This window comes from Clavibacter michiganensis subsp. insidiosus (assembly GCF_002240565.1).
GTDB lineage: Bacteria > Actinomycetota > Actinomycetes > Actinomycetales > Microbacteriaceae > Clavibacter > Clavibacter insidiosus.
In genome coordinates, this window is sequence record NZ_MZMO01000001.1 from 2,344,028 (window position 1) to 2,366,941 (window position 22,914).

18 protein-coding genes and 1 pseudogene are annotated in these 22,914 nt (G+C 74.7%); 8 read left to right on the forward strand and 11 right to left on the reverse strand.

Going from position 1 to position 22,914, the window contains the following annotated elements; all coding sequences use genetic code 11:
- Window positions 1–89: 89 nt before the first annotated feature.
- Complete coding sequence (locus B5P21_RS11345; RefSeq protein ID WP_094171168.1) at window positions 90–1,172, reverse strand: YlbL family protein; 1,083 nt, start codon at window positions 1,170–1,172, stop codon at window positions 90–92.
- 212 nt (window positions 1,173–1,384) lie between these two features.
- Between B5P21_RS11345 and B5P21_RS11350 the strand changes: the two genes are divergently transcribed.
- Window positions 1,385–2,800: a zinc-dependent metalloprotease gene (locus B5P21_RS11350; RefSeq protein WP_045530217.1), complete on the forward strand. Its 1,416-nt coding sequence runs from the start codon at window positions 1,385–1,387 to the stop codon at window positions 2,798–2,800.
- A gap of 459 nt (window positions 2,801–3,259) precedes the next feature.
- Window positions 3,260–3,679, forward strand: a pseudogene (locus tag B5P21_RS17335) (TOMM precursor leader peptide-binding protein); the annotation flags it as partial.
- Here B5P21_RS17335 and B5P21_RS11360 read toward each other — a convergent pair.
- Both B5P21_RS11360 and nudC read right to left on the reverse strand, forming a co-directional pair.
- Window positions 3,645–5,573: an ATP-dependent helicase gene (locus B5P21_RS11360; protein ID WP_045527269.1), complete on the reverse strand. Its 1,929-nt coding sequence runs from the start codon at window positions 5,571–5,573 to the stop codon at window positions 3,645–3,647. The pseudogene B5P21_RS17335 and the gene B5P21_RS11360 sit on opposite strands and share 35 nt — an antisense overlap.
- Before the next feature lie 10 nt (window positions 5,574–5,583).
- The gene (gene nudC / locus B5P21_RS11365) at window positions 5,584–6,537 is read right to left on the reverse strand and encodes an NAD(+) diphosphatase (RefSeq protein WP_045527267.1); all 954 of its coding nucleotides are present in this window, start codon (window positions 6,535–6,537) and stop codon (window positions 5,584–5,586) included.
- A gap of 140 nt (window positions 6,538–6,677) precedes the next feature.
- Here nudC and B5P21_RS11370 point away from each other — a divergent pair, with 140 nt between their 5' ends.
- Window positions 6,678–7,754, forward strand: coding sequence for a phosphotransferase (locus tag B5P21_RS11370; protein ID WP_045527265.1), 1,077 nt, complete (start codon window positions 6,678–6,680; stop codon window positions 7,752–7,754).
- On the opposite strand, the gene B5P21_RS11375 is transcribed toward B5P21_RS11370, so the two are convergent.
- Both B5P21_RS11375 and B5P21_RS11380 read right to left on the reverse strand, forming a co-directional pair.
- Window positions 7,667–10,888 (reverse strand): ATP-dependent helicase, encoded by a 3,222-nt coding sequence (locus B5P21_RS11375; RefSeq protein WP_106408796.1) that lies wholly within the window; start codon window positions 10,886–10,888, stop codon window positions 7,667–7,669. The two genes, B5P21_RS11370 and B5P21_RS11375, sit on opposite strands and share 88 nt — an antisense overlap.
- Before the next feature lie 65 nt (window positions 10,889–10,953).
- A complete protein-coding gene (locus tag B5P21_RS11380; protein ID WP_094171169.1) occupies window positions 10,954–14,223 on the reverse strand; it encodes an ATP-dependent helicase in 3,270 nt (1,089 codons plus the stop codon).
- Between the two features lie 172 nt (window positions 14,224–14,395).
- On the opposite strand from B5P21_RS11380, the gene B5P21_RS11385 reads away from it, so the two are divergent.
- A complete protein-coding gene (locus tag B5P21_RS11385) occupies window positions 14,396–14,620 on the forward strand; it encodes a DUF3107 domain-containing protein (protein ID WP_012037881.1) in 225 nt (74 codons plus the stop codon).
- Between the two features lie 10 nt (window positions 14,621–14,630).
- Entirely contained in the window at window positions 14,631–14,918 is a 288-nt protein-coding gene (locus B5P21_RS11390; protein ID WP_045527262.1) for a hypothetical protein, read from the forward strand.
- Window positions 14,919–14,997: 79 nt separating this feature from the next.
- On the opposite strand, the gene B5P21_RS11395 is transcribed toward B5P21_RS11390, so the two are convergent.
- Entirely contained in the window at window positions 14,998–15,717 is a 720-nt protein-coding gene (locus B5P21_RS11395) for a ferritin-like fold-containing protein (protein ID WP_236688873.1), read from the reverse strand.
- Between the two features lie 149 nt (window positions 15,718–15,866).
- Between B5P21_RS11395 and B5P21_RS11400 the strand changes: the two genes are divergently transcribed.
- Window positions 15,867–17,435, forward strand: a complete 1,569-nt coding sequence (locus tag B5P21_RS11400) for a DEAD/DEAH box helicase (RefSeq protein ID WP_094171170.1) — start codon at window positions 15,867–15,869, stop codon at window positions 17,433–17,435.
- A gap of 72 nt (window positions 17,436–17,507) precedes the next feature.
- On the opposite strand, the gene B5P21_RS11405 is transcribed toward B5P21_RS11400, so the two are convergent.
- From B5P21_RS11405 to B5P21_RS11420, 4 genes are all read right to left on the reverse strand, one after another.
- A complete protein-coding gene (locus B5P21_RS11405; RefSeq protein ID WP_045527258.1) occupies window positions 17,508–17,807 on the reverse strand; it encodes a hypothetical protein in 300 nt (99 codons plus the stop codon).
- Window positions 17,800–18,051 carry a hypothetical protein gene (locus tag B5P21_RS11410; RefSeq protein WP_094171171.1) on the reverse strand — a complete coding sequence of 84 codons (252 nt, stop codon included), beginning with the start codon at window positions 18,049–18,051 and terminating at the stop codon, window positions 17,800–17,802. The genes B5P21_RS11405 and B5P21_RS11410 overlap by 8 nt, the downstream gene beginning before the upstream one ends.
- Window positions 18,052–18,054: 3 nt before the next feature.
- On the reverse strand, window positions 18,055–18,372 hold the full coding sequence (locus B5P21_RS11415) for a hypothetical protein (RefSeq protein WP_094171172.1): 318 nt from the start codon (window positions 18,370–18,372) through the stop codon (window positions 18,055–18,057).
- Between the two features lie 145 nt (window positions 18,373–18,517).
- Complete coding sequence (locus B5P21_RS11420; RefSeq protein WP_045527252.1) at window positions 18,518–19,399, reverse strand: PHP domain-containing protein; 882 nt, start codon at window positions 19,397–19,399, stop codon at window positions 18,518–18,520.
- A gap of 139 nt (window positions 19,400–19,538) precedes the next feature.
- On the opposite strand from B5P21_RS11420, the gene B5P21_RS11425 reads away from it, so the two are divergent.
- Complete coding sequence (locus B5P21_RS11425; RefSeq protein ID WP_094171173.1) at window positions 19,539–20,516, forward strand: endonuclease/exonuclease/phosphatase family protein; 978 nt, start codon at window positions 19,539–19,541, stop codon at window positions 20,514–20,516.
- 41 nt (window positions 20,517–20,557) lie between these two features.
- Window positions 20,558–22,192, forward strand: a complete 1,635-nt coding sequence (locus B5P21_RS11430) for an aminopeptidase P family protein (protein ID WP_094171174.1) — start codon at window positions 20,558–20,560, stop codon at window positions 22,190–22,192.
- Window positions 22,193–22,220: 28 nt separating this feature from the next.
- Here B5P21_RS11430 and B5P21_RS11435 read toward each other — a convergent pair whose 3' ends face one another.
- On the reverse strand, window positions 22,221–22,883 hold the full coding sequence (locus tag B5P21_RS11435; protein WP_045527246.1) for a YflT domain-containing protein: 663 nt from the start codon (window positions 22,881–22,883) through the stop codon (window positions 22,221–22,223).
- Window positions 22,884–22,914: the final 31 nt, after the last annotated feature.

A 22,914-nucleotide genomic window follows, 5' to 3' on the forward strand; every position in this document is an offset into this window, starting at 1 on the left:
CCTGCGAGCGAGAGGCGGTCCGCGTCTGGTAAGGGCGCCCTCGCGACGACCGCGACGGCCGCTGTCCTCGGCGACGCGTCGGCGACGCGTCAGCAGGTCGGGAGCGCGTCCAGGTCGCCGTCCGTGGAGATGGCGGCGAGCGCCGCGAGCGAGTCGTCGAGGGTCGACACGGCGAACACGCGGAGGCCGTCGGGCACGTGCCCGCGCACCTCGTCGCAGTTGTCGGTCGGCGCCAGGAAGTACCGGGCCCCCGCGCTCTCGGCGCCGTCGAGCTTCTGGCGGATCCCGCCGATCGGGCCGACGTGACCCCCCGCGTCGATCGTCCCCGTGCCCGCGATGTCCTTGCCGCCGGTGAGCGAGCCCTCCTCGAGCTTGTCCATGATCCCGAGCGCGAACATCATGCCGGCGCTCGGTCCGCCGACGTCGTCGAGCTGGATGTCGACCTCGAACGGGAACTCGTAGGAGGTGGAGGTGACGACGCCGATGACGGGACGGCCGTCGCGCGCGGCGGGGGTGACCTCGACCGTGCTGTCCTGGCCGTCGCGCGTGATCCCGAAGGACAGCGGCGTGCTCGTGCCCGCGGCGGCGACGCGCGCCTGCAGGTCGGCGAGGTCGGCGCCGTCGACCGTGCGGATCGCGTCGCCGGCGCGGAGGGCCCCTTCGGCCGAGGAGCCGTCGAGGACGCTCTGCACCTGGAGCGTGCGCGGCACGGCGATGCCGAGCTCGGTGAGGGCCGCGGCCACGGCGTCCTGCTGCGAGTCGGTCATCTGGACCTGGTTCCGGGCGTCGCGCTGCTCGGCGGTCTGGTCGGCCGGGAAGACGGCCTCCATCGGCACGACGCTGCGGGTCGGGTCGAGCCAGGCGGAGACGACCGCGAACCAGTCCGGACGCTGCGCCGGGTTGCCGACGACGCTCACGGTGAGCATGTCGAGGCTGCCGTCGGTGGGGTACGTCGTGCGGTCGGGGATGGAGATGAGAGGACGCTCGGTGCCCTCGTGGTCGCTCGTGCCGAGGGTGTCGAACACGGGACCCGGCTGCTCGATGACGTACGGCGACGGCATGAGGCCGAGCGCGAGGGCGAGCACGGCGCCCGTGCCGGCGAGCACGCGGCCGACACGGCGGCGGCGCGGGGGCCGGGGTGCGCGGGGGGCGTGCTGGGCGAACAGGCTCATCCGGGTGTCCTCGGTGTCGGGGCGCGTCGGGCCGGGAAACGGCCGGGCGACGGGCGTCGGGGCGGCCCTCGTGGCCGCTGTTCGCGGCGGGCGGAAGCCGCGGTGGCTCAGCCTAGGCGAATGCGGATGGGTTTCCCGTGGGCGCGGGCTACCGTGGATCCACCGGCCGCGGCACCGCGATCCGGACCCCCTCGACCCCCGGGAGACCCTCCATGGCCGACGAGCCCACCCCGAATCCCGAGGACGAGTTCCGGCGCATGCTGGAGCGGTTCCTCGGCGCCGACGGGCAGATCGACCCGGACAAGCTCGCGGGCGCCGCCGGGCTCCCGCAGGACCCCGAGATGGTCCGCCAGCTCCTCGCGCAGCTCCAGGGCGCGCTCGCCAACACGGGTGACGGCGTCGACTGGAAGGTGGCCCGCGAGGGCGCCCGGCAGCTCGCCGCCGCCGAGCAGACGCAGGTCACCGCCGCCGCGTCCGCGCCCCTCGACCAGGCGTTCCAGGTCGCCGCGCTCTGGCTGGACGAGGTCACCTACGTCAGCCAGCTCACCGTCGCGCCGCGCCTCATCACCCGCGCGCAGTGGACCGAGCTCACCATGCCCGTGTGGACGCAGCTCGCGGAGCCCGTCGCGCTCAGCATCGCCGACTCGCTCACCGAGGTGCTCCAGCAGAACGCGCCCGAGGAGATGCAGGGCATGGTGGCCGGCGCCGGTCGCATGGTGCGCAACCTCGGCGGCACCCTCTTCGCCATGCAGCTCGGCCAGGTGGTCGGGCAGCTGTCCACCGAGGTCGTCTCGGGCGGCGACGTCGGCATCCCGCTCCTCGACGACCAGCAGGCCGCGCTCCTGCCGCAGAACGTCCAGGCGTTCGGCGAGGGGATCGACGTCTCCGACGACCAGGTGCAGATCTACCTCGCCGTCCGCGAGCTCGCCCACGCGCGCCTGTTCCGCCACGCGCGCTGGCTGCGGCTGCAGCTCATCTCCTCCATCACGGAGTTCGCGAAGGGCGTGCACATCGACACCGACCGGCTCGAGTCGCTCGCCGAGGGCTTCGACCCGTCGAACCCCGAGGAGCTCCGGCAGGCCATGGTCGACGGATCCCTCATCCCGCCGAAGACGGACGCGCAGCTCGCCGCCCTCGCGCGCCTCGAGACGATGCTCGCGCTCATCGAGGGCTGGGTGGACGTGGTCACGGCCGCGGCCACCGTGCGCCTCCCCCGCGCGTCGGCGATCGCCGAGACCGTGCGTCGCCGCCGCGCGACGGGCGGCCCCGCCGAGTCCGCCTTCGCGACGCTCGTGGGCCTCGAGCTCCGGCCGCGCCGCCTGCGCGAGGCCGCGGCCATGTGGCAGGCCGTCACCGACGGCGTCGGGGCGGAGCAGCGCGACGCGCTGTGGTCGCACCCCGACGTGCTGCCCACCTCCGAGGACATCGACGCGCCGCACGCGCTCGTCGCCCGCCTCACTCAGGGCGAGCCCGAGCCCGACGAGGTCGACCAGGCGCTCGAGGACCTGCTGAGCGGATCCGACGCCGGACGCCCCGTGGAGGACGGCCAGGGACGGGCGACCGAGCCGGGCGAGACGCCGGACGACGGACCCGACGACGCACCCGGGACGGATCCGCGTCCCGTCTGACGCGCTCCCCGCTCCCCCGCCGGGCCGGCGCCGGCCCGGCGGCCTGTGGACGCGGCCTGCGGGCGACCGACACGTCGGGCACTCTCCGCGCCCATGGCCATCCGATTCGATCCCCGTCTCCCGCTCGTCTGGCGCACGCCGGACTCCCTCCAGCTCGGCGTCGACCGCCCGCCCGTGGTGCTCGGCTCCGTATCGCGTCTCGACGAGCGGCTGCTCGACGCCCTCGTGCACGGCATCAGCCGCGGCGGACTCGACATGATCGCGGCGTCCGAGGGCGCCGGCCCCGCGCACGTGACGCAGCTGCTCGACCTGGTGCGGCCCGCGCTCCTCCCGCCGCGCGACGCGGACGTCCCCCGACGCACCCGGACCGGGACGGTCGCGGTCGTCGGCGGCGGACCGACGGCCGACCGCATCGCCGACGCCCTGGCCCGCGCCGGGCACGACGTGGCGCCGCGGCGGATGTCCGACGACGCGGATCCGGGCACCGCCCTCGCCGTGATCGTGGCGCACTTCGCGATCGCCCCGGCCGTCTACGGGCGCTGGTCGCGGGAGGACGTGCCGCACCTGCCCGTCGTCCTCGGCGACCGGCATGCGGTCGTCGGCCCGCTCGTCGAGCCCGGGCGGACGCCCTGCTGCTACTGCCTGGACCTCGGACGGCGGGACGCGGATCCGGCCTGGCCCGCCATCGCGACCCAGCTGCTCGGGCGCGACAGCGGATCCGAGGCGGGGCTCGTGCCCGCCGAGCTCGCCGCCCTCGCCGCGCGTCCCGCCGACCGCCTGCTGGCGACGGGCGAGAACGCGCTCGCGACGCACCAGGCGATCCTCGACGTGCGGACGGGCCGGGTCACCCGCCGCGCTTCGCGCCCCCACCCGCGATGCGGGTGTCGAGCTCTGCCAGGAACCGCGACGGCTCCCGCTGACCGGATCGCTGCGGTCCGCTCCGGCTCCAGGAGAGCCGGAGCCCGGACCGGGCGCGCGTGATCCCGACGTAGAGGAGGCGCCGCTCCTCGTCGACCGCCTCGAGCGTCTGCGCGTAGCTGATGGGAACGAGCCCCTCGCTGAGCCCCATCAGGTAGACGTGCTCCCACTCGAGGCCCTTGGCGGAGTGCAGCGTCGCGAGGGTGACCGCGGAGACGGTCGGCTCGTGCTGGCCGGCCTGGCGCTCGAGCAGCTCGTCGGTGAAGGCGCGGAAGGTGCTGCCCGCGGGCATGCGCTCGGCGAGGCCCATGATCGCGTCGAGCGACTCCCACCGGTCGCGCACGGCGCCCGGCTGCTCGGGCGGCTGCTGGCTCCAGCCGAGGCCGCGGAGCACGTCGCTCACCGACTTGAACAGCGGTTCGCCGGAGATGGACACGGACGCGCCGCGCAGCGCGAGGAGGGCCTGCTTGATCTCGGGGCGGTCGAAGAAGCGCTGGGATCCGCGCACCTGGTAGCTGACCCCCGCGTCGCCGAGCGCCTGCTCCAGCACCGCCGACTGGCCGTTCATCCGGTAGAGCACCGCGATGTCCTCGGGCGCGATCCCGGAGGCGATCTGCTGGGCGATGGCGCCCGCGATCGCGCGCGCCTCTGCGCCGTCGGACGGGAACGCGCTCACCTGCGGCGCGCGGAAGCCCTCGCCTCGGCCGGGGACGGCGGAGGATCCGCGGCCCTTCGCGGCGCGGGCGGAGGGCGTGCCCGTGCCGTCGCCGTCGGGATCCGCGTCCGCCGACACGAGCGTGAGCGCGCCCGGCCGGCCGCGCATGAGCCGGTTCGCCGCCTCGGTGATGCCGGAGGTCGACCGGTAGTTGCGCTCCAGCCGCACGACCGTCGCCTCGGGGAAGCGCGACGCGAAGTCGAGGAGGTACGCGCTCTTGGCGCCCGCGAACGAGTAGATGGTCTGGCTGGCGTCGCCGACGACGCAGAGGTCACGCCGGTCGCCCATCCAGAGGTCGAGGATCGTCTGCTGCAGCGGCGAGACGTCCTGGTACTCGTCGACCACGAAGAAGCGGTACTGCTCGCGCACCTGCTGCGCGACCCAGGGCTCGGCCTCGATCATGCCCGCGGTCGCGAGCAGCACGTCCTCGAAGTCGAGCTGGCGGCGCTGGTCCTTGATGTCCTCGTAGGCCTGGAGCAGAGCGACGGCCTGGTCGGCGTCGAGCTGCGGCGGCAGCGTGCGCGTGGTGCGCGCGGCGAGGCCGTACTGCTCGATGGAGATCATCGAGACCTTCCGCCACTCGACCTCGGCGGCCATGTCGCGGAGCGCGGCCGTGTCGAGGCGGAGGCGCAGCGACTCGGCGGCGTGCCCGAGCATCCGCCCCTTGCTCTCGATGAGGCGCGGCATGGTGCCGCCGACGACCTGCGGCCAGAAGAAGTTGAGCTGCTTGAGGGCTGCCGCGTGGAAGGTGCGCGCGGTCACGGGTCCGGCGCCGAGCTCGCGCAGGCGCCCGCGCAGCTCGGCCGCGGCGCGCGAGGTGAAGGTGAGCGCCATGACGCGGTTGGGCGGGTAGACGCCGGCCTGGATCCCGTAGGCGATGCGGTGCGTGATGGCCCGCGTCTTGCCCGTGCCGGCACCCGCGAGCACGACCACCGGGCCGAGGAGCGCCTGCGCGGCGAGCCGCTGCTGGTCGTCGAGCGCCTCCAACAGCGACTCCGCGGTGCGGGCCTCCTCGACCGGCGGGTCCCCGGGCTCGTCCGCGGTCGCGGGGCCGAGGGAGACGGGGGCGGGGAGGGCGCCGGACGCGGTGGACCCGTAGGGGTCGCGCCCGGGGGTGCCGGGGACGAGCTGGTCGGTCACGATCGGCGGATCACCACTCCCGCTCGCCGTCCTCGAGGGGTCCGCCGTACCACTCCTCGATGATGGCGCGCGCGATGGAGGACGGGCCGGGCAGCGCGATCTCGCCGAGCGACGCGCGCAGCTCCTCACGGCTGAACCAGCGCAGGTCGATGATCTCGGTGCCGTCCGGCGTCGCGGGACCGCTCCCGGCGGAGACCCGCGCGAGGAAGCCCACCATGACGGAGGCGGGGAACGGCCACGGCTGGCTGCCCAGGTAGCGCGGATCCTCGACGGTGACGCCCGACTCCTCCAGCACCTCGCGCTTCACGGCCGCCTCGAACGACTCCCCCGGCTCGACGAAGCCCGCGAGCAGCGAGTAGCGGTCGCCGCCCCACATGGCGTTGGCGCCGAGGAGCAGGCGGTCGTCCTGGTCGACGACGCCCATGATCACGGCCGCGTCGGTGCGCGGGAAGACCTGCGAGCCGTCGGAGGGGGCACGGCGCACCCAGCCGCCCTGCTCGACGACGGTGGGCTCGCCCGTCTTCGGCGAGAAGGGGTGGGAGGCGTGCCAGTTCGCGGTGGCGAGCGCGCCCGTGAACAGCGCGGCGTCGCGGTCGTCGAGCTGCGTGGCGGTGGTGCGCAGCTCCAGCCACCGCTCCTCCGCGGGCTCGAGCTCAGCTGCGGCGGCGTCGGTGAGGACCGCGGCGACGACGGGCGTGCCGACCGGCTCGCCCTCGTGCGCGATGGTCGTGCGGCCGAGGTAGATGCGCACGGTGGCGCTGGTCACGCGGTCGACCGGCAGCAGGTCGAGGGCGGCGCGCCCGTCGGCGGCGGAGCCCAGCGCGCGGTGGCCGTGGAGCGCGAGGACGCGCGTGGCCGGATCCGCCCACAGCTCGTCGAAGAGGGCGGGCGAGTCGCGGTTGAGGCCGTCGCGGTCGACGCCCTCGCGGGACAGGGGCAGACGGGAGAGGAAGCTGTCGAGCACGGGTGACCAATCGACTTCGGGGGCGGACGGGCCGAGGGGCGGAGACGGCGGTGCCGATGGTCCGCCCACGGTGCGCGTGTGGGGCCGGAAGCGCGTGGCGCGGTGAGACGGAGGGCTCCCAGCGACCTAACCTGTAAGGCATGGCCAGATCCCACCTCACTCTAGCCGCGTTGGCGACCTCGGCCGTCTCGGGGCTCGACGTGGTCCGCAGCACCCCCTTCACGGCCGGCGGCGCGGGCGACTTCGACTCCGCGCTCCTCTCCACGCGGGACGGCCGCGAGCTCCTCGTGCGCGTCCCGACCACGCAGGCCGCCGAGTCCGAGCAGTCCGCGGACCTCGTGGCGCTGCGCGCGCTGAGCACCGGGATCCGCTCGCGGCTGCCGTTCCAGGTGCCCGAGTTCCTGGGGCAGGCCCCCATCAAGCCGACCCGCGGGTTCGTCTACGGGCACGTGCCCGGCCGGGTCATCTCGCTCGACGAGATCCCCGCGGGCGACGGCCTCGCGCGCGCCATCGGCGCCGCCGTCTCCGCCGTGCACAGCCTGCCGACGGGCTTCGTCGCCGACGCGGGGCTGCCCGTGCTCTCGGCCGCGGAGATCCACAGCCAGACCGCCGCGCTCATCGACCGGGCCGCGGCCACCGCGCTCGTGCCGAGCCTGCTGCTCTCGCGCTGGGAGGAGGCGCTCGACGACGCCTCCCTTTGGCAGTTCCAGCCCGCGGTCGTCAACGGCGCCGTGCAGGCCTCGTCGTTCCTCGTCGACGGCGACGACGTGACCGGGATGATCGGCTGGTCGGAGCTCCGCGTCGCCGATCCCGCGCACGACCTGCACTGGGTGCTGGGCGCGCGCGCCGAGCACGTCGCCGAGAGCGTCTTCCGCGCCTACAACCAGGCGCACCACGTGACGGTCGACCGCCAGCTCAAGCAGCGCGCGCTCCTCTACGCCGAGCTCGAGATCGCCCGCTGGCTGCTGCACGGCACCGACACGCGCAACCCGGGCATCATCGACGACGCCGTCAACATGCTCAGCGCGCTCGTCGACACGGTGCGCGCCGACGAGGGCCAGCGCATCGCGCACGAGACGCTGCCCGTGATGGACGTCGACCAGGTCGAGGAGATGCTCGACTCCCGGCCTCAGCCCACCGTCTCCCCCGACGGCGCGCGCGACGCGTCCGGCGTGCGCGCGCCCGACCAGAGCGCCACGAGGTCCTCCTCGGAGTAGAGCCGCTCGGGCTTCAGCGACCGGTCCTCCGCGACGAAGTAGAACTCGGCGTCGATGAGGTCGGGGTCGATGCCCCGCCACTTCGCGAACGCGAGGCGGTAGAGCGCGAGCTGGAGCTGCTTGAGCTCGAGGTCGGCCGCGTCCTTCGGGGTGCGGCCGGTCTTCCAGTCGACGACGCGGTAGCGGCCGTCGATGAGGAACACCGCGTCGATCTTGCAGATGACGACCTGGCCGGCGAGCTCCATGTGGATCTCGACCTCGACCTCCTCCGGCTTCCTGGCCGCCCACTCGCTCGCCTCGAAGGTCGCGCGCAGCCGGTCGAGGTCCTCCGTCTCCACGGGCGGCTCGGTCGGATCCGCATCGAGCTCCACGCCGGACGCGTCGATGACGTCGGCCGTGCCCGCCGGCCCGTACCGCGCCTCGACCCAGCCGTGGAACAGCGTGCCGAGCCGCGTCTGCCGGTAGGGGCGCTCGGGCATCGGGCGGCGCAGGCGCGCGGCGACGCCCGCGGGGTCGCTCACGAAGTCCTTGAAGCGCGACGCGGGGATGCGCGTGGGCAGGTCGACGAGCTCGGCGTCGCGGGCGCGGGCGTCGCGCTCGGCGAGGAGCAGGTCGATGTCACGGGTCCACACGGTCTCCGCGTCCGGGGCGGCGACGGCGACGGCCTCGGCGGCCGCGCGCACGCGGGCCTCGCGCGGGCCGAGCGGCGGCAGCGGCCAGGCGACGCGCGCGGATCCCGGCTCGAGCGGGTTCTCCTCGAGCTCGGGCGCCTCGGGCAGGGCGTCGGGCGCGATGAGGCCCACCTGCTGGATCTCGCGGAGGAACGCGCCCGGTCCCCGCGGCTTCTGCTGCGTCGACCAGAACGACCCGGTGAGCAGCAAGTCGGACCGCGTGCGCGTGATGGCCACGTACGCGAGGCGCCGCTGCTCGGCGGCGTTGCGCTCCTCGAGCTCCTCGCCGAACGCCTCCATGGCCTCGGCGAACTCCTTCTGCGTCTCCACGCCGCGCCACGCGAGCGACGGCAGCTCGGCGGAGTCGCCGCGGAACTCGAACGGCAGGGCGCCGAACGCGACCCAGCCGCGCTTCTCCCGGAGCGTGCCGGGCAGCTCGCCCTCGACCATGCGCGGCACGGCGACGACGTCCCACTCGAGGCCCTTCGAGCCGTGGATCGTGAGGATCTGCACGGTGCCGGGCTCCGGCTCCTCGGTGCGCGGCGCCAGGTTGTCGCGCCGCTCGGCCTCGGCGAGCCAGGCGAGGAACGGGCCGAGCGTGCCCGCGGAGTCGCCCTGGAGGTAGCCGGCCACCTGCTCGGTGAAGGCCTCGAGGCTCGCGCGGCCGAGCGGATCCGTCTCGTTGGCGGCGACCTCGATGTCCAGCAGCAGCTCCTGCTGGACGACCGTGACGAGGTCCACCAGGTCGAGACCGACGCGCGACCGCAGCACCTGCAGCTGGCGACCGGCGGTCCGGAGGCGCGCGAGGCCCTCCTCGCTGAAGCCCGCGAGCGCGGTGTGGCCGTCGCGGGCGCCGACCACGAAGTCGAGCGCGTCGACGACGGACCCGACCTCGTCGGGCACCACGGAGGCGCGGAGGCCGTCGCGGACCTCGTCGGCGAGCGGCTTCTGCGCGTGGTCGCGGGACATCAGCCAGGAGGCGACGCGGGACAGCGCGTGCACGTCCTTCGTGCCGATGCGCCAGTGCGCGCCCGTGAGGAGGCGCACGAGCTCGCTGCCCGCGGTGGGGTCGTGCAGCACGCGGAGGACGCACACGAGGTCCACCACGGCGGGCTGGTCGAGGAGGCGCCCGAGACCGAGCACGCGGAACGGCACGCCCCGGTCGGCGAGCGCCGTGGTGAACGGCTCGATGGTCTTGAGCGAGCGGCAGAGCATGGCGGCCGAGCGGGGACGGCCGTCGGATCCGGTCTGCCGCAGCCGGTCGGCGAACCACGCGGCGACGCTCGCGGCCTCGTCCGCGATGGTCTCCTCGTAGGCGACGTCGAGGCGGCCGTCGCCCGCGTCGGGACGGGGCTCGAGGCGCGCGACGGGGATCCGCGAGGCGGCGGTGAGCGGCTCGACGATGCGGTTCGCGGCGCCGAGCACCGCGCCCGGGTTCCGCCAGCTGGTGGAGAGCGCGTAGACGGGCACGTCGGCGGCGGAGGCGCCGGCCGGCGCGAAGTCGGCGCCGAAGCGCGCGAGGTTCGCCGCGCTCGCGCCGCGCCAGCCGTAGATCGACTGGTGCGGGTCCCCCACCGCCATGACGGGCGTGCCGCCGAAGAGGGTGGCGAGGAGCCGGGTCTGCACGACCGAGGTGTCCTGGTACTCGTCGAGCAGCACCACGCGGAAGCGCTTCCGGTGCTCGGCGACGACCTGCGGCACCCGCTCGCAGATGGCGAGCGCGAAGGCGACCTGGTCGCTGGACTCCACGAGCCCGAGCCGGGTCTTCTCCTCCTGGAAGCGCACGGCGAGGTCGACGAGCGGCGGCAGCGCGCCGACGGCGGCGACCGCGTCGGCCGCGGGGGCCTTCCTGATGCGGGCGGATCCGAACGGCAGCTCCGCGAGGCCCGTGAACGACCCGGCGAGCCGCACGACCTCGGCCGGGTCGGCGACGTTCTCGCTCATCGCGCGGCTGAGGGAGATGACGGCCTGGGTGATGGGATCCACCCCGCGCCCGAGCTCGAGCAGCCGCGGGTCGGTGCTCTCGACGACGAGTCGGCGCGCCAGCTGCCACGCGGACGCCTCCGTGAGCACGACCGACTCCGCCTCGCGGCCGATGAGGGTGGCGCTGTCGCGGAAGATGCCGTTCGCGAACGCGTTGTAGGTCTGCACGGTGGGCGTCGCGAACGCGTCCGCGGGCACGGCCGCGAGCTCGGCCTGCTGCAGCTGCTCGATGCGCGCGCGGATCCGCACCCCGAGCTCGCCCGCCGCCTTGCGCGTGAACGTGAGGCCGAGGATCTCCTCGATCCCCACGAGCCCGTTGGCCAGCAGCCACACGACGCGGCTCGCCATGGTCTCGGTCTTGCCGCTGCCGGCGCCCGCGACGACGAGGCCGGGCTCGAGCGGCGACTCGATCACGCGCCGCTGCTGCTCGGTGGGGCTCGGCAGGCCGAGCGTCTCCGCGATGCGCTGGGCGCTGATCATGCCGCCCTCGCCCGGGCCGGACGCATCGACGCCGACCGTGCCGTCGCCGACCGTGCCGTCGCCGCTCACGCCGACACCGCCCGCACGAGGTGGATGCGGTACCGCCGGGCCGACCCCGGATCCCGCTCCCCCAGGTCGGGCGTGCCCTCGAACGTCGCCCCCGCCATGCCCTCCGCGGCCGCGGCGATGCGCGCGCGGAACCCGTCGAGCTCCTCGCGGGTCAGCGGCTCCTGCGGCAGCTCCCGGTACGGCAGGCCGCGCGTGCCCCCCGAGACGTAGAGCAGCTTCGCGCCGCCGGACGGCGCGTCAGCGGGCGCGTCCTCGAGCGAGCCCTCCACGAACGCCAGCTGGTAGGAGCCGAGCTGCGCGTGCGCCGGGATCTCGGCGCGGGTCGGGTAGTGGCGCCCGGTCTTGAGGTCGACGATGACCACCCGGCCCTCCTTCGTCAGCTCGATGCGGTCGATCTTCCCGCGCAGCCGCGCGACGCCCACCTCGAGCTCGAATCCGCCCTCGGCCGCGAGCATGCGCCCGCCGTCGGCGGCGAAGTCGCGGAGGTACCCGCTGACGCCCGCGATGAGCTCGCCCGCCTGCCGCCGCTCGCGCTCGCCCACCCACGGCGACTCGAAGGGCAGCTCGCCCCAGCGCGCGTCGAGGCGCTCCTCGAGGGCGGGCGGGCGGAGGTCGGCATCCGGATCGAGGCTCGCCTCCTCCATGACCGCGTGCACGATGGTCCCGATGCCCATGGCCGTGCTGGTGGATCCGCCGGACGCCTGGTCGATGAACCAGTTGAGCGGCGAGCGCTCGAAGGCCTCCAGGCGCGAGGGCGACACCGGGACGCGCGCCTCGGGGTCGGTGAGGTCGACGACGGGCTCGGTGGTCGACGGCGCGCGGAGGCCGTACCACTCGGCCGGATCCGCGCCCGTGACGCCCTCCGCGGCGAGGCGCGCGAGCGCGGACGCGGCGGCGAGGCCGCGCTCGCGGGTGGCGTCGGCGGGGCGGCGCGCGGTGCGGTCGCCGGAGACGACGCGGCCGTCGTCGAGGAGCACGGCGTCGCGGTGCACGACCGCGAGCTCGCGCCGGAGAGCGCCGACGAGCCCGCGGAGCGAGAGCGGGTGGTCCGGCCGGATCCGCAGCGCGGCGGGGGCGTCCGCCGCCACCCGGCCCGCCTCGGCGCCGGCCTCCGCCTCCGCGAGGCCCGGCGCGGGCGGCACGAGGCGGAGGAACGGCGACGGCGCCTCCTCGTCGTTCGCGGTGGCGCTGAGGACCACGACGCGCGACGCCCGCGAGACGGCGAGGGCGAGCATCCGGAGCTCGTCGCCGAGCACCTCGGCGCGCTCGTCGACGTCGGCCCGGTCGAGCCCGCGCGCGACGGCGGAGAGGCGCTGCGGGTGCAGCAGGGATCCGCGCAGCCGCAGGTTCGGCCACACGCCCTCCTGCAGCGCGGCCACCGCGACGACCTCGTAGCCCGCGCCCACGACCGCGGACGGCGTGGCGACGAGCACGGTGTCGGCGAGCGGCTGCGGCGAGAGCGTGTCCTCGGGCACCTCGGCGCCGAGCAGCTCCTCCACGAAGTCCGACGCGGGCCGACCCGGGTTCCGCTCGACGAAGCGGCGGGCGGCGGTGAAGAGCGCGACGACGCCGTCGAGGTCGCGGTTCGCCTGGTCGGCGACGATGCCCGTCTGCAGCGCCTGCTCGAACCACGGCGTCGCCAGCCCCGAGCCCTCCCACAGGTGCCACAGCAGCTCCTCGATGGTGCCGTCGGACGCGGCCAGCTCGCGAGCGCCCTGCAGCGTGCGGGCGAGCCGGCCGAGGCGGCGCGCGGGCGCGAGGTCGAGCGTCTCGAGCCGGCCGGGCGCGGCGAGGGCCTCGACGAGCAGCTCGTCGCTCGACCGGTGGCCGTCGCCCGCGAGCTCCTCCTGCCGCAAGGCGAGGCGGAGGCGGCGGAGCTGGACCCCGTCGAGGCCGCCGAGCGGACCCGTGGCGAGCGCCGCCGCGATGTCCGGCGTGAGCGGCACGCGGCCGAGCACGACGTCGACCGCGCGGATGAGCGCGAGCGCGGCCAGGTCGTCGCGGAGCGCGCGCCCGGCGACGGCCGTCCGGGTCGGCACCTCGGCGGTCGCGAGGCTGCGGGCGACCTGCGGCACGAGGGATCCGGAGCGCACCAGCACGACCATGCGCGCCCAGGGCACGCCGCCCAGCAGGTGCTCCTCGCGGAGCCGGCGCGCGAGCCGGGCGAGCTCCAGGGCGCGCGTGGGCGCCTCGATGACCTGGATCGGGTCGGCGTCGTCGGCGAGCCCCGGCGCGGATCCCGCCTGCCGCTGCCGCCCCGCGCCGGCCGCGCCGATGCGGGCCGTGACGGCCGACGTGAGCGCCCGGAGCGCGGGCGGCTGCCGGTGCACCCGGTCGAGCACGAGCGTGCGGAGCTCGGGCAGTCCGAGCACGGTGGAGAGGCGGCCGAGCGCGGACGCCTCCGCCCCGCGGAAGGTGGCCGCCGCGACGTCCGGGTCGCCGAACGCGACCACGTCGGCGCCGCGCGCCGCGAGCGCCCGGAGGAGGGAGAGGGTCGCGACGGTCGCCTCGTGCAGGTCGTCGGCGACGACCAGGCGGATCCCCGTGAGCGCCTCCCCCCGCGAGACGAGCAGCACGGCCTCGGCGAGCAGCTCCGCGCTGTCGAGGTGGTCGCCGCGGAAGGAGTCGACGACGTCCTCGTACTCGCGGGCGAACTCCGCCGCGGCGATCCACTCGGGCACGTCGTGCGCGCGACCGACCTCGGCGAGCGCGCCCGGCCGCACGCCCTCCTCGGTGGCGCGCATGAGCAGCTCGCGCAGCTCCGTGCGGAAGGCGCGCAGCCGCCGCACCTCGACGCCCAGCGGATCCGGCCACGCGGGCCCGGTGCCCAGCTCCTCGTGCCCGGCGAGGAGGTCGGCGATGATCTGGTCCTGCTCAGCGCCCGTGAGCAACCGGGGCGGCTCGGTGCCCGTCTCGGCGGCGCGGCGGGCGAGCACCTCGAACGCGACGGACGTGGAGGTGCGCGCGAGCGGACCCAGCGTGGGCACCCCGACCCGGAGCGCGAGCTCGTCGCGCAGGCGCGTGGCGGCCGCGCGCGAGGGCGCGAGCACGAGGACCTCGGCGGGGTCGAGCCCCTGGACGAGGATCCGCTCGGCCACGAGCTCGCGCAGCGTGGTGGTGCGCCCGGAGCCCGGCGCGCCGATGACGGCGGCGCTCACGCCGACCGGCAGCTCGACGACGGCGCGCTGCGCGGGGTCCAGCTCCACCGCCGGGGCCGCGGCGTCCGCGACGGAGGCGGGCGGCTGGCGGAATCCCCTGATGCTCACGCGCCCACGCTACCGGCGGCCCCCGACGGCGGCGGATCCGCGGATCGGCCGCCGCCGTCCGCTCGCCCGTCCGCCCTCCCGTCCGCCCTCAGTGAACGCCGCAGGGCCGCGCATGCGGGTGCCCTACCCTCAGGGGGCACCGTCGCATCCGACGCATCGAAAGGCACCTCCCGTGGAAATCCGTATCGGCCTCGTCAACACCGCCCGCGAGCTCTCCTTCACCACCAAGCAGACGCCCGAGGAGGTCCAGCGGACCGTCACGGACGCCGTCCGGGACTCCTCGCCCTTCATCTCGTTCACCGACGACAAGGGCGCCACGCACCTCGCCGTCACCGCCCACCTCGCCTACGTGGAGCTCGGCAGCGCCGACGCCCCGCGCATCGGCTTCGTCCGCTAGCCCGACGCCCGTGGAGCTCCTGTTCGTCGCGCTCTTCGGCGCCCTCATCGGCCTCGTCGCGCGCTACGCGCTCCCCCACCGCGCCACGCACGGTGCGCTGCTCATCCCGGCCGTCGGCACGATCACCGCCATGGTCGCGTGGGTCGCGCTCACCTGGGCCGGCCTCCGCTGGGACCAGGGCGTCATCTGGATCGCGACGCTCGCGATCTCGGCGCTCGTCGCCGCGGGCACCGACCTGCTCCTCGGCCGTCGGCGCTCCTCCGCGGACGCCCGCGACCTGGCCGCCATCGGCGGCTGATCCGCACCCCGCACGACACGACGCCCGGCCGTCGAGGGGCCGGGCGTCGTCGTGTGCCGGGCCGGAGCGGCGGCGGGCCTCAGGCCGTGAGCCCCAGCGCGTCCATCCGCCGGGTGTGCGCCGTGATGATCCCGGCGAACACGGGCTCGAGGTGCACGCGGGCGTCGACCGGGTCGGCGAGGGACGCGCGCATGGCCGTCCCCGCGACGAGCAGCGTGTCGCCGACGAGACGGCGGCCCCACATGGCGAGGCGCGAGGCGAGGCGCGGATCGCGACGGATCCCGGCGCGCACGGCGTCGACGATGCCCTGCTGGCCGACGCCCGAGGAGAGCAGGACCACGACGCGCTGGCGCTGGTCCGACGGGAGCCCCGAGGCGAGGCGCACGAAGAAGTCGTCGAGCAGCCCCGTGGTGATGTACGCGGAGAGCAGGCACTCGTACCAATCGGCGCCCGCGACGGTGGCGGTGAACCGGTCGAAGGCGGCCCGGTGCGGCTCCATGACGACGCTCGGGTCGCCGTCCTGCCGCTTGATCTCCGCGGCGAGCGCCTGGTGCTTGCCGAGCGCGATGCCGGCGGCCGTCGAGACGGCCTCCTTGCCCGCGAGGTCGGGGGCCTCCGCGACGGCGCGGGACAGGGTCTCGAAGACGGTCAGCTGCAGGTACGCGACGGCGCCGAGGAAGCGGAGGGTGTCGGGCGAGAAGTCGTCCACGCTCACGGTCGCCGCCGAGGATCGGCGCTTCGACTCGCCGCGGGATCGGACCCGGGGCGCCTCGATCGTCGTCGACCGGCGTCCGAACATCTTGAGCACGTGGCCAGTGTATGGGGCGGCGGAGGGGGTCTCCGGGCCCCCGCCCGCTAAACTCGCCCGTGGTCCCTCAACGGAAGGGCCCCATCGCGCCCGCAGAGAAGCAGTCCGGGCGTGGACCGCACCGCTAGACAGGGCACAACGTGACTTTCACCGAACTGAACATCGACGAGGACATGGTGCAGGCGCTCGCCGACCACGGGATCCTCGAACCCTTCCCCATCCAGGAGCAGACCATCCCCCTGGCGCTCTCCGGCCAGGACATCATCGGCCAGGCCAAGACGGGCACCGGCAAGACCTTCGGCTTCGGCCTCCCGCTCATCCAGCGGCTCGGCCTCACCCCGGAGCCCGGCGTGCAGGCGCTCGTGGTCGTCCCGACGCGCGAGCTCGCCGTCCAGGTCACCGAGGACCTCCAGATCGCCACCGCTCACCGCGCCACCACGGTCGTCTCCATCTACGGCGGCAAGGCGTACGAGGGACAGATCGAGCAGCTCAAGGCCGGCGCGCAGATCGTCGTCGGCACGCCGGGCCGCCTCCTCGACCTCGTGGGCCAGCGCCTGCTCTCCCTCCAGGGCGTGCGTGAGATGGTGCTCGACGAGGCCGACAAGATGCTCGACCTCGGCTTCCTCTCCGACATCGAGAAGCTGTTCGCGCAGACCCCGGCCGTGCGCCACACGATGCTGTTCTCGGCGACCATGCCGGGCCCGATCGTGGCGCTCGCGCGCCGCTTCATGACGAAGCCGATCCACATCCGCGCGACGGATCCCGACGAGGGCCTCATGCAGGCGAACATCCGCCACCTCGTCTACCGCGCGCACAACATGGACAAGGACGAGGTCATCGGCCGCATCCTCCAGGCCGAGGGCCGCGGCAAGACGGTCATCTTCACGCGCACCAAGCGCGCCGCCGCCCGCCTCGTCGAGGAGCTCACCGACCGCGGCTTCAACGCCGCCGCCGTGCACGGCGACCTCAACCAGGAGCAGCGCGAGCGCGCCATGGCCGCCTTCAAGGCCGGCAAGAAGGACATCCTCATCGCCACCGACGTGGCGGCGCGCGGCATCGACGTGCTCGACGTCACCCACGTGATCAACCACACCATCCCCGAGGACGACAAGGCGTACCTGCACCGCGTCGGCCGGACCGGCCGCGCGGGCAAGACCGGCATCGCGGTCACGTTCGTCGACTGGGACGACCTGCACAAGTGGGCGCTCATCAATCGCGCCCTCGAGTTCGGCCAGCCGGAGCCCACCGAGACGTACTCGTCCTCGCCGCACCTCTACACCGACCTCGACATCCCGGCCGGGTCCAAGGGCCGGCTCCGCGCCACGCCGACGGTCAACCCCGACGGCACCCCGCGCGAGCGCCCGGGCAGCCGCGGCTCCGACTCGGGTCGCGACGGCGGACGCGGCGGCCGTGACGGCGGAGGTCGTGACGGCGGACGCGGCGGCAGCCGCGACGGCGGCCGCTCGGGCGGCAGCGGTGACCGCTCCGGCGGCGGCGAGCGCTCCGGCGGCGACCGCGACCGCTCGCGCAGCCGCAGCACCTCGACCGCGTCGGCCACCGCATCCGCGGACGCCACCGCGACGATCGGCAGCGAGCAGCCGAACACGGCGGGCGGCCACGACGCGCCCCACGCCGACGGCCAGACGCGACCGCGCTCGCGCAACCGCCGCCGTCGCTCCGGCGGCGACCGCCCGACTGCCACGTCCTAGGGCCGCAGGCACGACAGAGGGGGCGCATCCAGCGGATGCGCCCCCTCTGTCATCGGCCGAGGACCGGGCCTCCTAGGGGAGTCGCAACCTCACCCGGAACTTCCCCTCCAGGGCCTCCTGGAGGTCATACATCAGCTGGAGCCCCTCCACGTCGTACCAGCGTCGCCGCTCCTCCGATCCGAACAGCCCGGTCTCCCAGTCCATGTGCGCGTTGAAGAACGCGGCCCAGGCGATCAGCCGGTCTTTGAGCTCCTGCGAGATCATGGAGTCCCATGGCAGCGGAGGGCCGGGCCACATGATGTCGTCGAGCGGCCAGTCCTGCAGGTAGTCGACCGACAGGACGATGTCCCGAAGCGGCTGAGAATCAGCCACAGCGGTCCACTCGAGTCGGGTACGACGTGATGACCTTCTTGTTGTTCCCCGAGACCAGGACGGTCGGGTTGTAGGTGTCCACGACATTGCCTTCCGCGTTCTTGATGATGATCGGCGCCGAGTAGCACAGCTTGCCATCGCCCACGTCCTTCGGGAAACCAGGTGCGGGCGCGGTGACAATCGACCCGGTGGCGAACACCATGAAATCGTCCCAGTTGGCCCCGCCGCCGGCGCCGTCCACCACGGTCTACCACTGTGGCTGGTGGACCGTCCGGATGTGCACGTAGCCGGACTTGTCATCCCCGCAGAACAGATCCACATGACCGATGCCGGTCTCCCACGAGGCCACGCTCACGTCGCCGAAGCCGGCGTTGCAGGCGCCGATCGTGACGGGGTTCAGAAGCGACGTCTCGACTCCCGCGGCGGGAGTCGAGGGCGCGGGGATCTCGTAGGTGGCGGTGGCCGCGCTCGCCGGCGAGGCCAGCGCGAGCGGTGGGGTCACGAGGCCTGCAGCGGCCACGGCGAGCGCTGTCACCCGCGTCCGATGGCGCGTGGCTGTCTTCATGTTCCGTTCTCCTCTTCGAATCGTCTGCACGATCACATGCGGATGCGGCCCCACGCCAGGCGTCCCGGGGTGCACAGCATCCGGCGGGACCCTCGCGCGCGCCGCCTCGCCACCCCCGAGGCGACCGCTCGACGAACCGGGTCGATCAGGCCGCGGTGACGGAGGGCGGCACGACGGGCGCCCACCCGGCGGCGCGCTCGACGATGCGGGCCAGCACGGCGGGATCGGTGGTGTTCTCGGCGAGCCGGTTCGGCTTGCCGTCGCCGTGGTAGTCGCTGGATCCCGTCACCTCGAGCCCGAACCGCTCCGCCAGCTCCGTGAGCCGCACGCGCGATGCGGGCGGGTTGTCGCGGTGCCGCACCTCGAGCCCGAAGAGCCCGGCCGCGACGAGCGCCGTCATCCGCGAGTCCGACAGCACGCGCTCCGGCCCGCGGGCGCCGGGATGCGCCAGGACGGCCAGGCCGCCCGCCGCCGTGATCAGCTCGACGCCGAGGATCGGATCCGGCGCGTAGTGCGGCCGGTAGTAGCCGCCCTGCCAGTGCAGGATGCTCTCGAACGCGGCCGTGCGCGTCGGCACGTGCCCTCGGGCGACGAGCGCGTCGGCGATGTGCGGCCGGCCGATGGTGCTGCCCGGCGTCGTCTGCGCGAGCACGTCCGCCCACGTGAGGTCGTAGTCGCGCGAGATGCGGCCGACCATCGCCTCGGCCCGGGTCATGCGCTCGGAGCGCACGCGCGCGGTCATGGCCGCGAGGTCGGCGTCCTCGGGATCGAAGAGGTACGCGAGGACGTGCACGCTCGCGTACTCGAGCTGCGTGCTCATCTCCATGCCGGGCACGAGCGTGACGCCATGCGCGAGGGCTGCGGCGGAGGCGTCGTCCCAGCCGGCGGTGGAGTCGTGGTCGGTGAGCGCGACGGCCGACAGGCCCTGCGCGGCGGCCTGGGCGACGAGCTCGACCGGGGTCTCCGTGCCGTCCGAGACGGAGCTGTGCGTGTGCAGGTCGATGGGACCCGGCTGCTCCTGCGGCATCCAGCCATCCTACGCGGCGGCCCGCTGCGGCCCCGTCGGCGGGAGCCCGCGGCGGCTCTCTCCCAGAGAGCCGCCATAGTGTTGTCGACGTCATGGGCGGGTCGTCGGAGCAGCAGTCATCCTCATCACGGCGGCGGGCATGCTCGTCGTCACCTGGCCGCAGCTGCTGGGCCTGGAGCAGACGTACCTCGTCGCCCACGCCGTCGCCATCCGCGGGGGCCTCGTCGCCGCGGCGGCCGCCGTGCTCGTGCTGGCCCTCGTCCTCTGCCTCGTGATCCGCCCCGGCCGCCGCCTGCTCGGCAGCATCGCCGTGCTGCTCGTGGTCTTCATCGGCGCCAACTCGGCCGTGCTCGCCACGCGCGGTCTCGGCGACACCGCGTTCCAGGAGCCGCAGGACGACGACGTCACCGTGCTGTCGTGGAACACGCTCGGCGGGGCGACGGGGGCTCGCGCGGTCGCGGACCTCGCCATCGAGTCCGGGGCCGACGTCATCACGCTCCCCGAGACGCGCGAGGAGACCGGCGCGGAGATCGCCGTCCTGATGCGCGACGCGGGCCGGCCGATGTGGGTCCGCACCGCCGCGTTCGACGACGTGGCCGCCGCCCGCTCCACCACCATCCTCATCAGCGCGGCCTACGGCGACTACCGGATGGACGAGTCGCGCGGCACCACGAGCGTGCTGCCCACGGTCATCATGGAGCCGGTCGACGGGAACGGCCCCGTCATCATGGCCGTGCATCCCGTCTCCCCCATCCCCGAGCAGATGGACAACTGGCGCGCCGACCTCGCGTGGCTCGGGAAGCGCTGCGACGAGGGCAACGTGATCATCGCGGGCGACTTCAACGCGACGCTCGACCACATGAGCCGCTACGGCGGCACGCCCACCGAGCGCGACCAGGTCACCGACCTCGGGCAGTGCGTCGACGCGGCGCGCGCCTCGGGGAACGGCGCGGTCGGCACCTGGCCCACGGGCCTCCCCGCGCTGCTCGGCACCCCGATCGACCACATCATGGCGACGCCCGGCTGGGCGGTCACGGGCTTCCGCGTCGTCGAGGACCGCGACGGCGCCGGGAGCGACCACCGGCCGGTGATCGCGCAGCTGACCCCGCTCCGCTGACCCCGCCCCGCCGCCGCGCCCGGCGGTGGGATGATCGACGGATGGCCGAGAACACCGACACCGCGTCCGAGACCGCCCCCGCCGACATCGCCGCCGACCCGGCCGCGCCGCTGGCCACGACCGAGACCGCGGCTCCCGCCGTGACCGCGCCCGCCGTGACCGCGCCCGGAACCGGCGACGCCCCCGTCCCCCGCGCCACCTCCAACCGCAGCACCACGCCCGCGAGCACCGCGTTCAGCGACTTCGTGTCCACGAACTGGGCCGACCGCGAGGAGGTCGACCCGCCGGCCCGCGCGCAGGCGCCCTTCGCCGCCGACCGCCGCCGCCGCCTCTCCGCCCTGCACGTCGGCACGCGCCTCGTGATCCCCGCGGGCCGCCTCAAGCAGCGCAGCAACGACACGGACTTCCCGTTCCGCGCCCACTCGGCCTTCGCGCACCTCACCGGCTGGGGCGCCGACAGCGAGCCCGGCGCCGTGCTGGTGCTCGAGCCCGTGGCCGGGGAATCCGCCGCGGACGGCTCCGCGCACGCGGCCACCCTCTACTTCCGCGAGCGCGCCGGCCGCGACAGCGACGAGTTCTACGCCAACGCCGAGATCGGCGAGTTCTGGATCGGCCCGTGCCCCTCGCTCCGCCAGGTCGCCGCCGACCTCGGTATCGCCACCGCGCCGCTCGCCGACGTCGACGCCGCCATCGCCGCGGGAGGCCCCGTGCGCGTGATCCGCGAGGCCGACCCCGCCCTCGCCGCCCGCGTCGACGAGGCCCGCGCCGCCGCGACCGCCGACGACGATGCGAGCGACCAGGACCCCGCCGACGGCGACGCCCTCCTCGCCCGCGACGCCTCCGAGCTGCGCCTCGTCAAGGACGACTACGAGATCGCCCAGATGCGCGAGGCCGTCGACACCACCGGCCGCGGCTTCTCCGACGTCATCGCCGACATGCCCGCCGTGGTCGCGCACGCACGCGGCGAGCGCGTCGTCGAGGGCGTCTTCAACGCGCGCGCCCGGGCCGACGGCAACGCGGTCGGCTACGACACCATCGCGGCATCCGGCCCGCACGCCTGCATCCTGCACTGGACCCGGAACGACGGCCGCGTGGTGCCCGGCGACCTGATCCTCATCGACGCCGGCGTCGAGCTCGACAGCCTGTACACGGCCGACATCACCCGCACGCTCCCCGTCTCGGGCACCTTCACCGACGTGCAGCGCGAGGTCTACGAGGCCGTGCGCGAGGCGGCCGACGCCGCCCTCGCGATCGTGCGCCCCGGGATCCGCTTCCGCGAGGTGCACGCCGCCGCGATGCAGGTCATCGCGCGCAAGGTCGCCGACTGGGGCATGCTCCCGGTCACCGCCGAGGAGGCGCTCGAGGCCGACAACCAGCACCACCGCCGCTACATGGTCCACGGCACCAGCCACCACCTCGGCCTCGACGTGCACGACTGCGCGCAGGCGCGCCGCGACATGTACATCGACGGGATCGTCGAGGCCGGCATGGTCTTCACGATCGAGCCGGGCCTGTACTTCCAGCCCGACGACCTCACGGCGCCGGAGCGCTTCCGCGGCATCGGCGTCCGCATCGAGGACGACATCCTCGTGACGCGGGACGGCGCCGAGAACCTGTCCGCGGGGATCCCCCGCACGGCCGACGAGGTCGAGGCGTGGATGGCCGGGCGGGCCTAGCCGCCGACGCGGGCGGGGCGGGCGGGGCTCAGGCTCCGGTCGCGCCCTGCTCGCCCACGGGCCGGTCGGTCGACGTCGGGGGCGCGGTGGGCTCGGGGGCGTCGGACGCACCGGGCTCGGGCACGCGCTCGCCGTACGGGCCGACGGGCCGCGAGACGGGCGGCGGCGGCGTGGTGATCACGGGCTCGCCGGAGACCGACGTGCCGACCCCGCCGATGCCGAGCACGTTCCGCGCCCGGTGCATCGAGTCCGGCTCGACGACCACGGAGTAGCTCGTGGCCGTGACCTGCATCACCGAGGTGAAGTCCCGACGGCGGCGCGTGATGCTGTAGCTGACGATCCCGTAGATGGCGCCGAAGCCGACCCCGATGATCACCGCGCCGACGACGAACGAGAAGTTCGGCGCGGTCGAGAAGAGGAAGGTCACGAGCCCGAGGAAGAGGCCGAGCCACGCGCCGCTCGCCGCCCCCGCGACCGCGGCCCGGGCGGAGGTGAGCTTGCCCGTGACCCGCTCGACGCTCGTCAGCTCGTTGCCCACGATGCTCACCTGCGTGACCGGGAAGTCCGCCTCGGCGAGCGTGACGACGGCCTTCTGCGCCTCGTCGTACGTCTCGTAGGTGGCGACGGGCTCCCCCTTCGGCAGCTTCGGCATGCGGGCACGGGAGGAGCGTCCGAGGAGGGGGTTGGTCACGTCGTCAGTCTTCCACGGGGTGCCGGGCGGG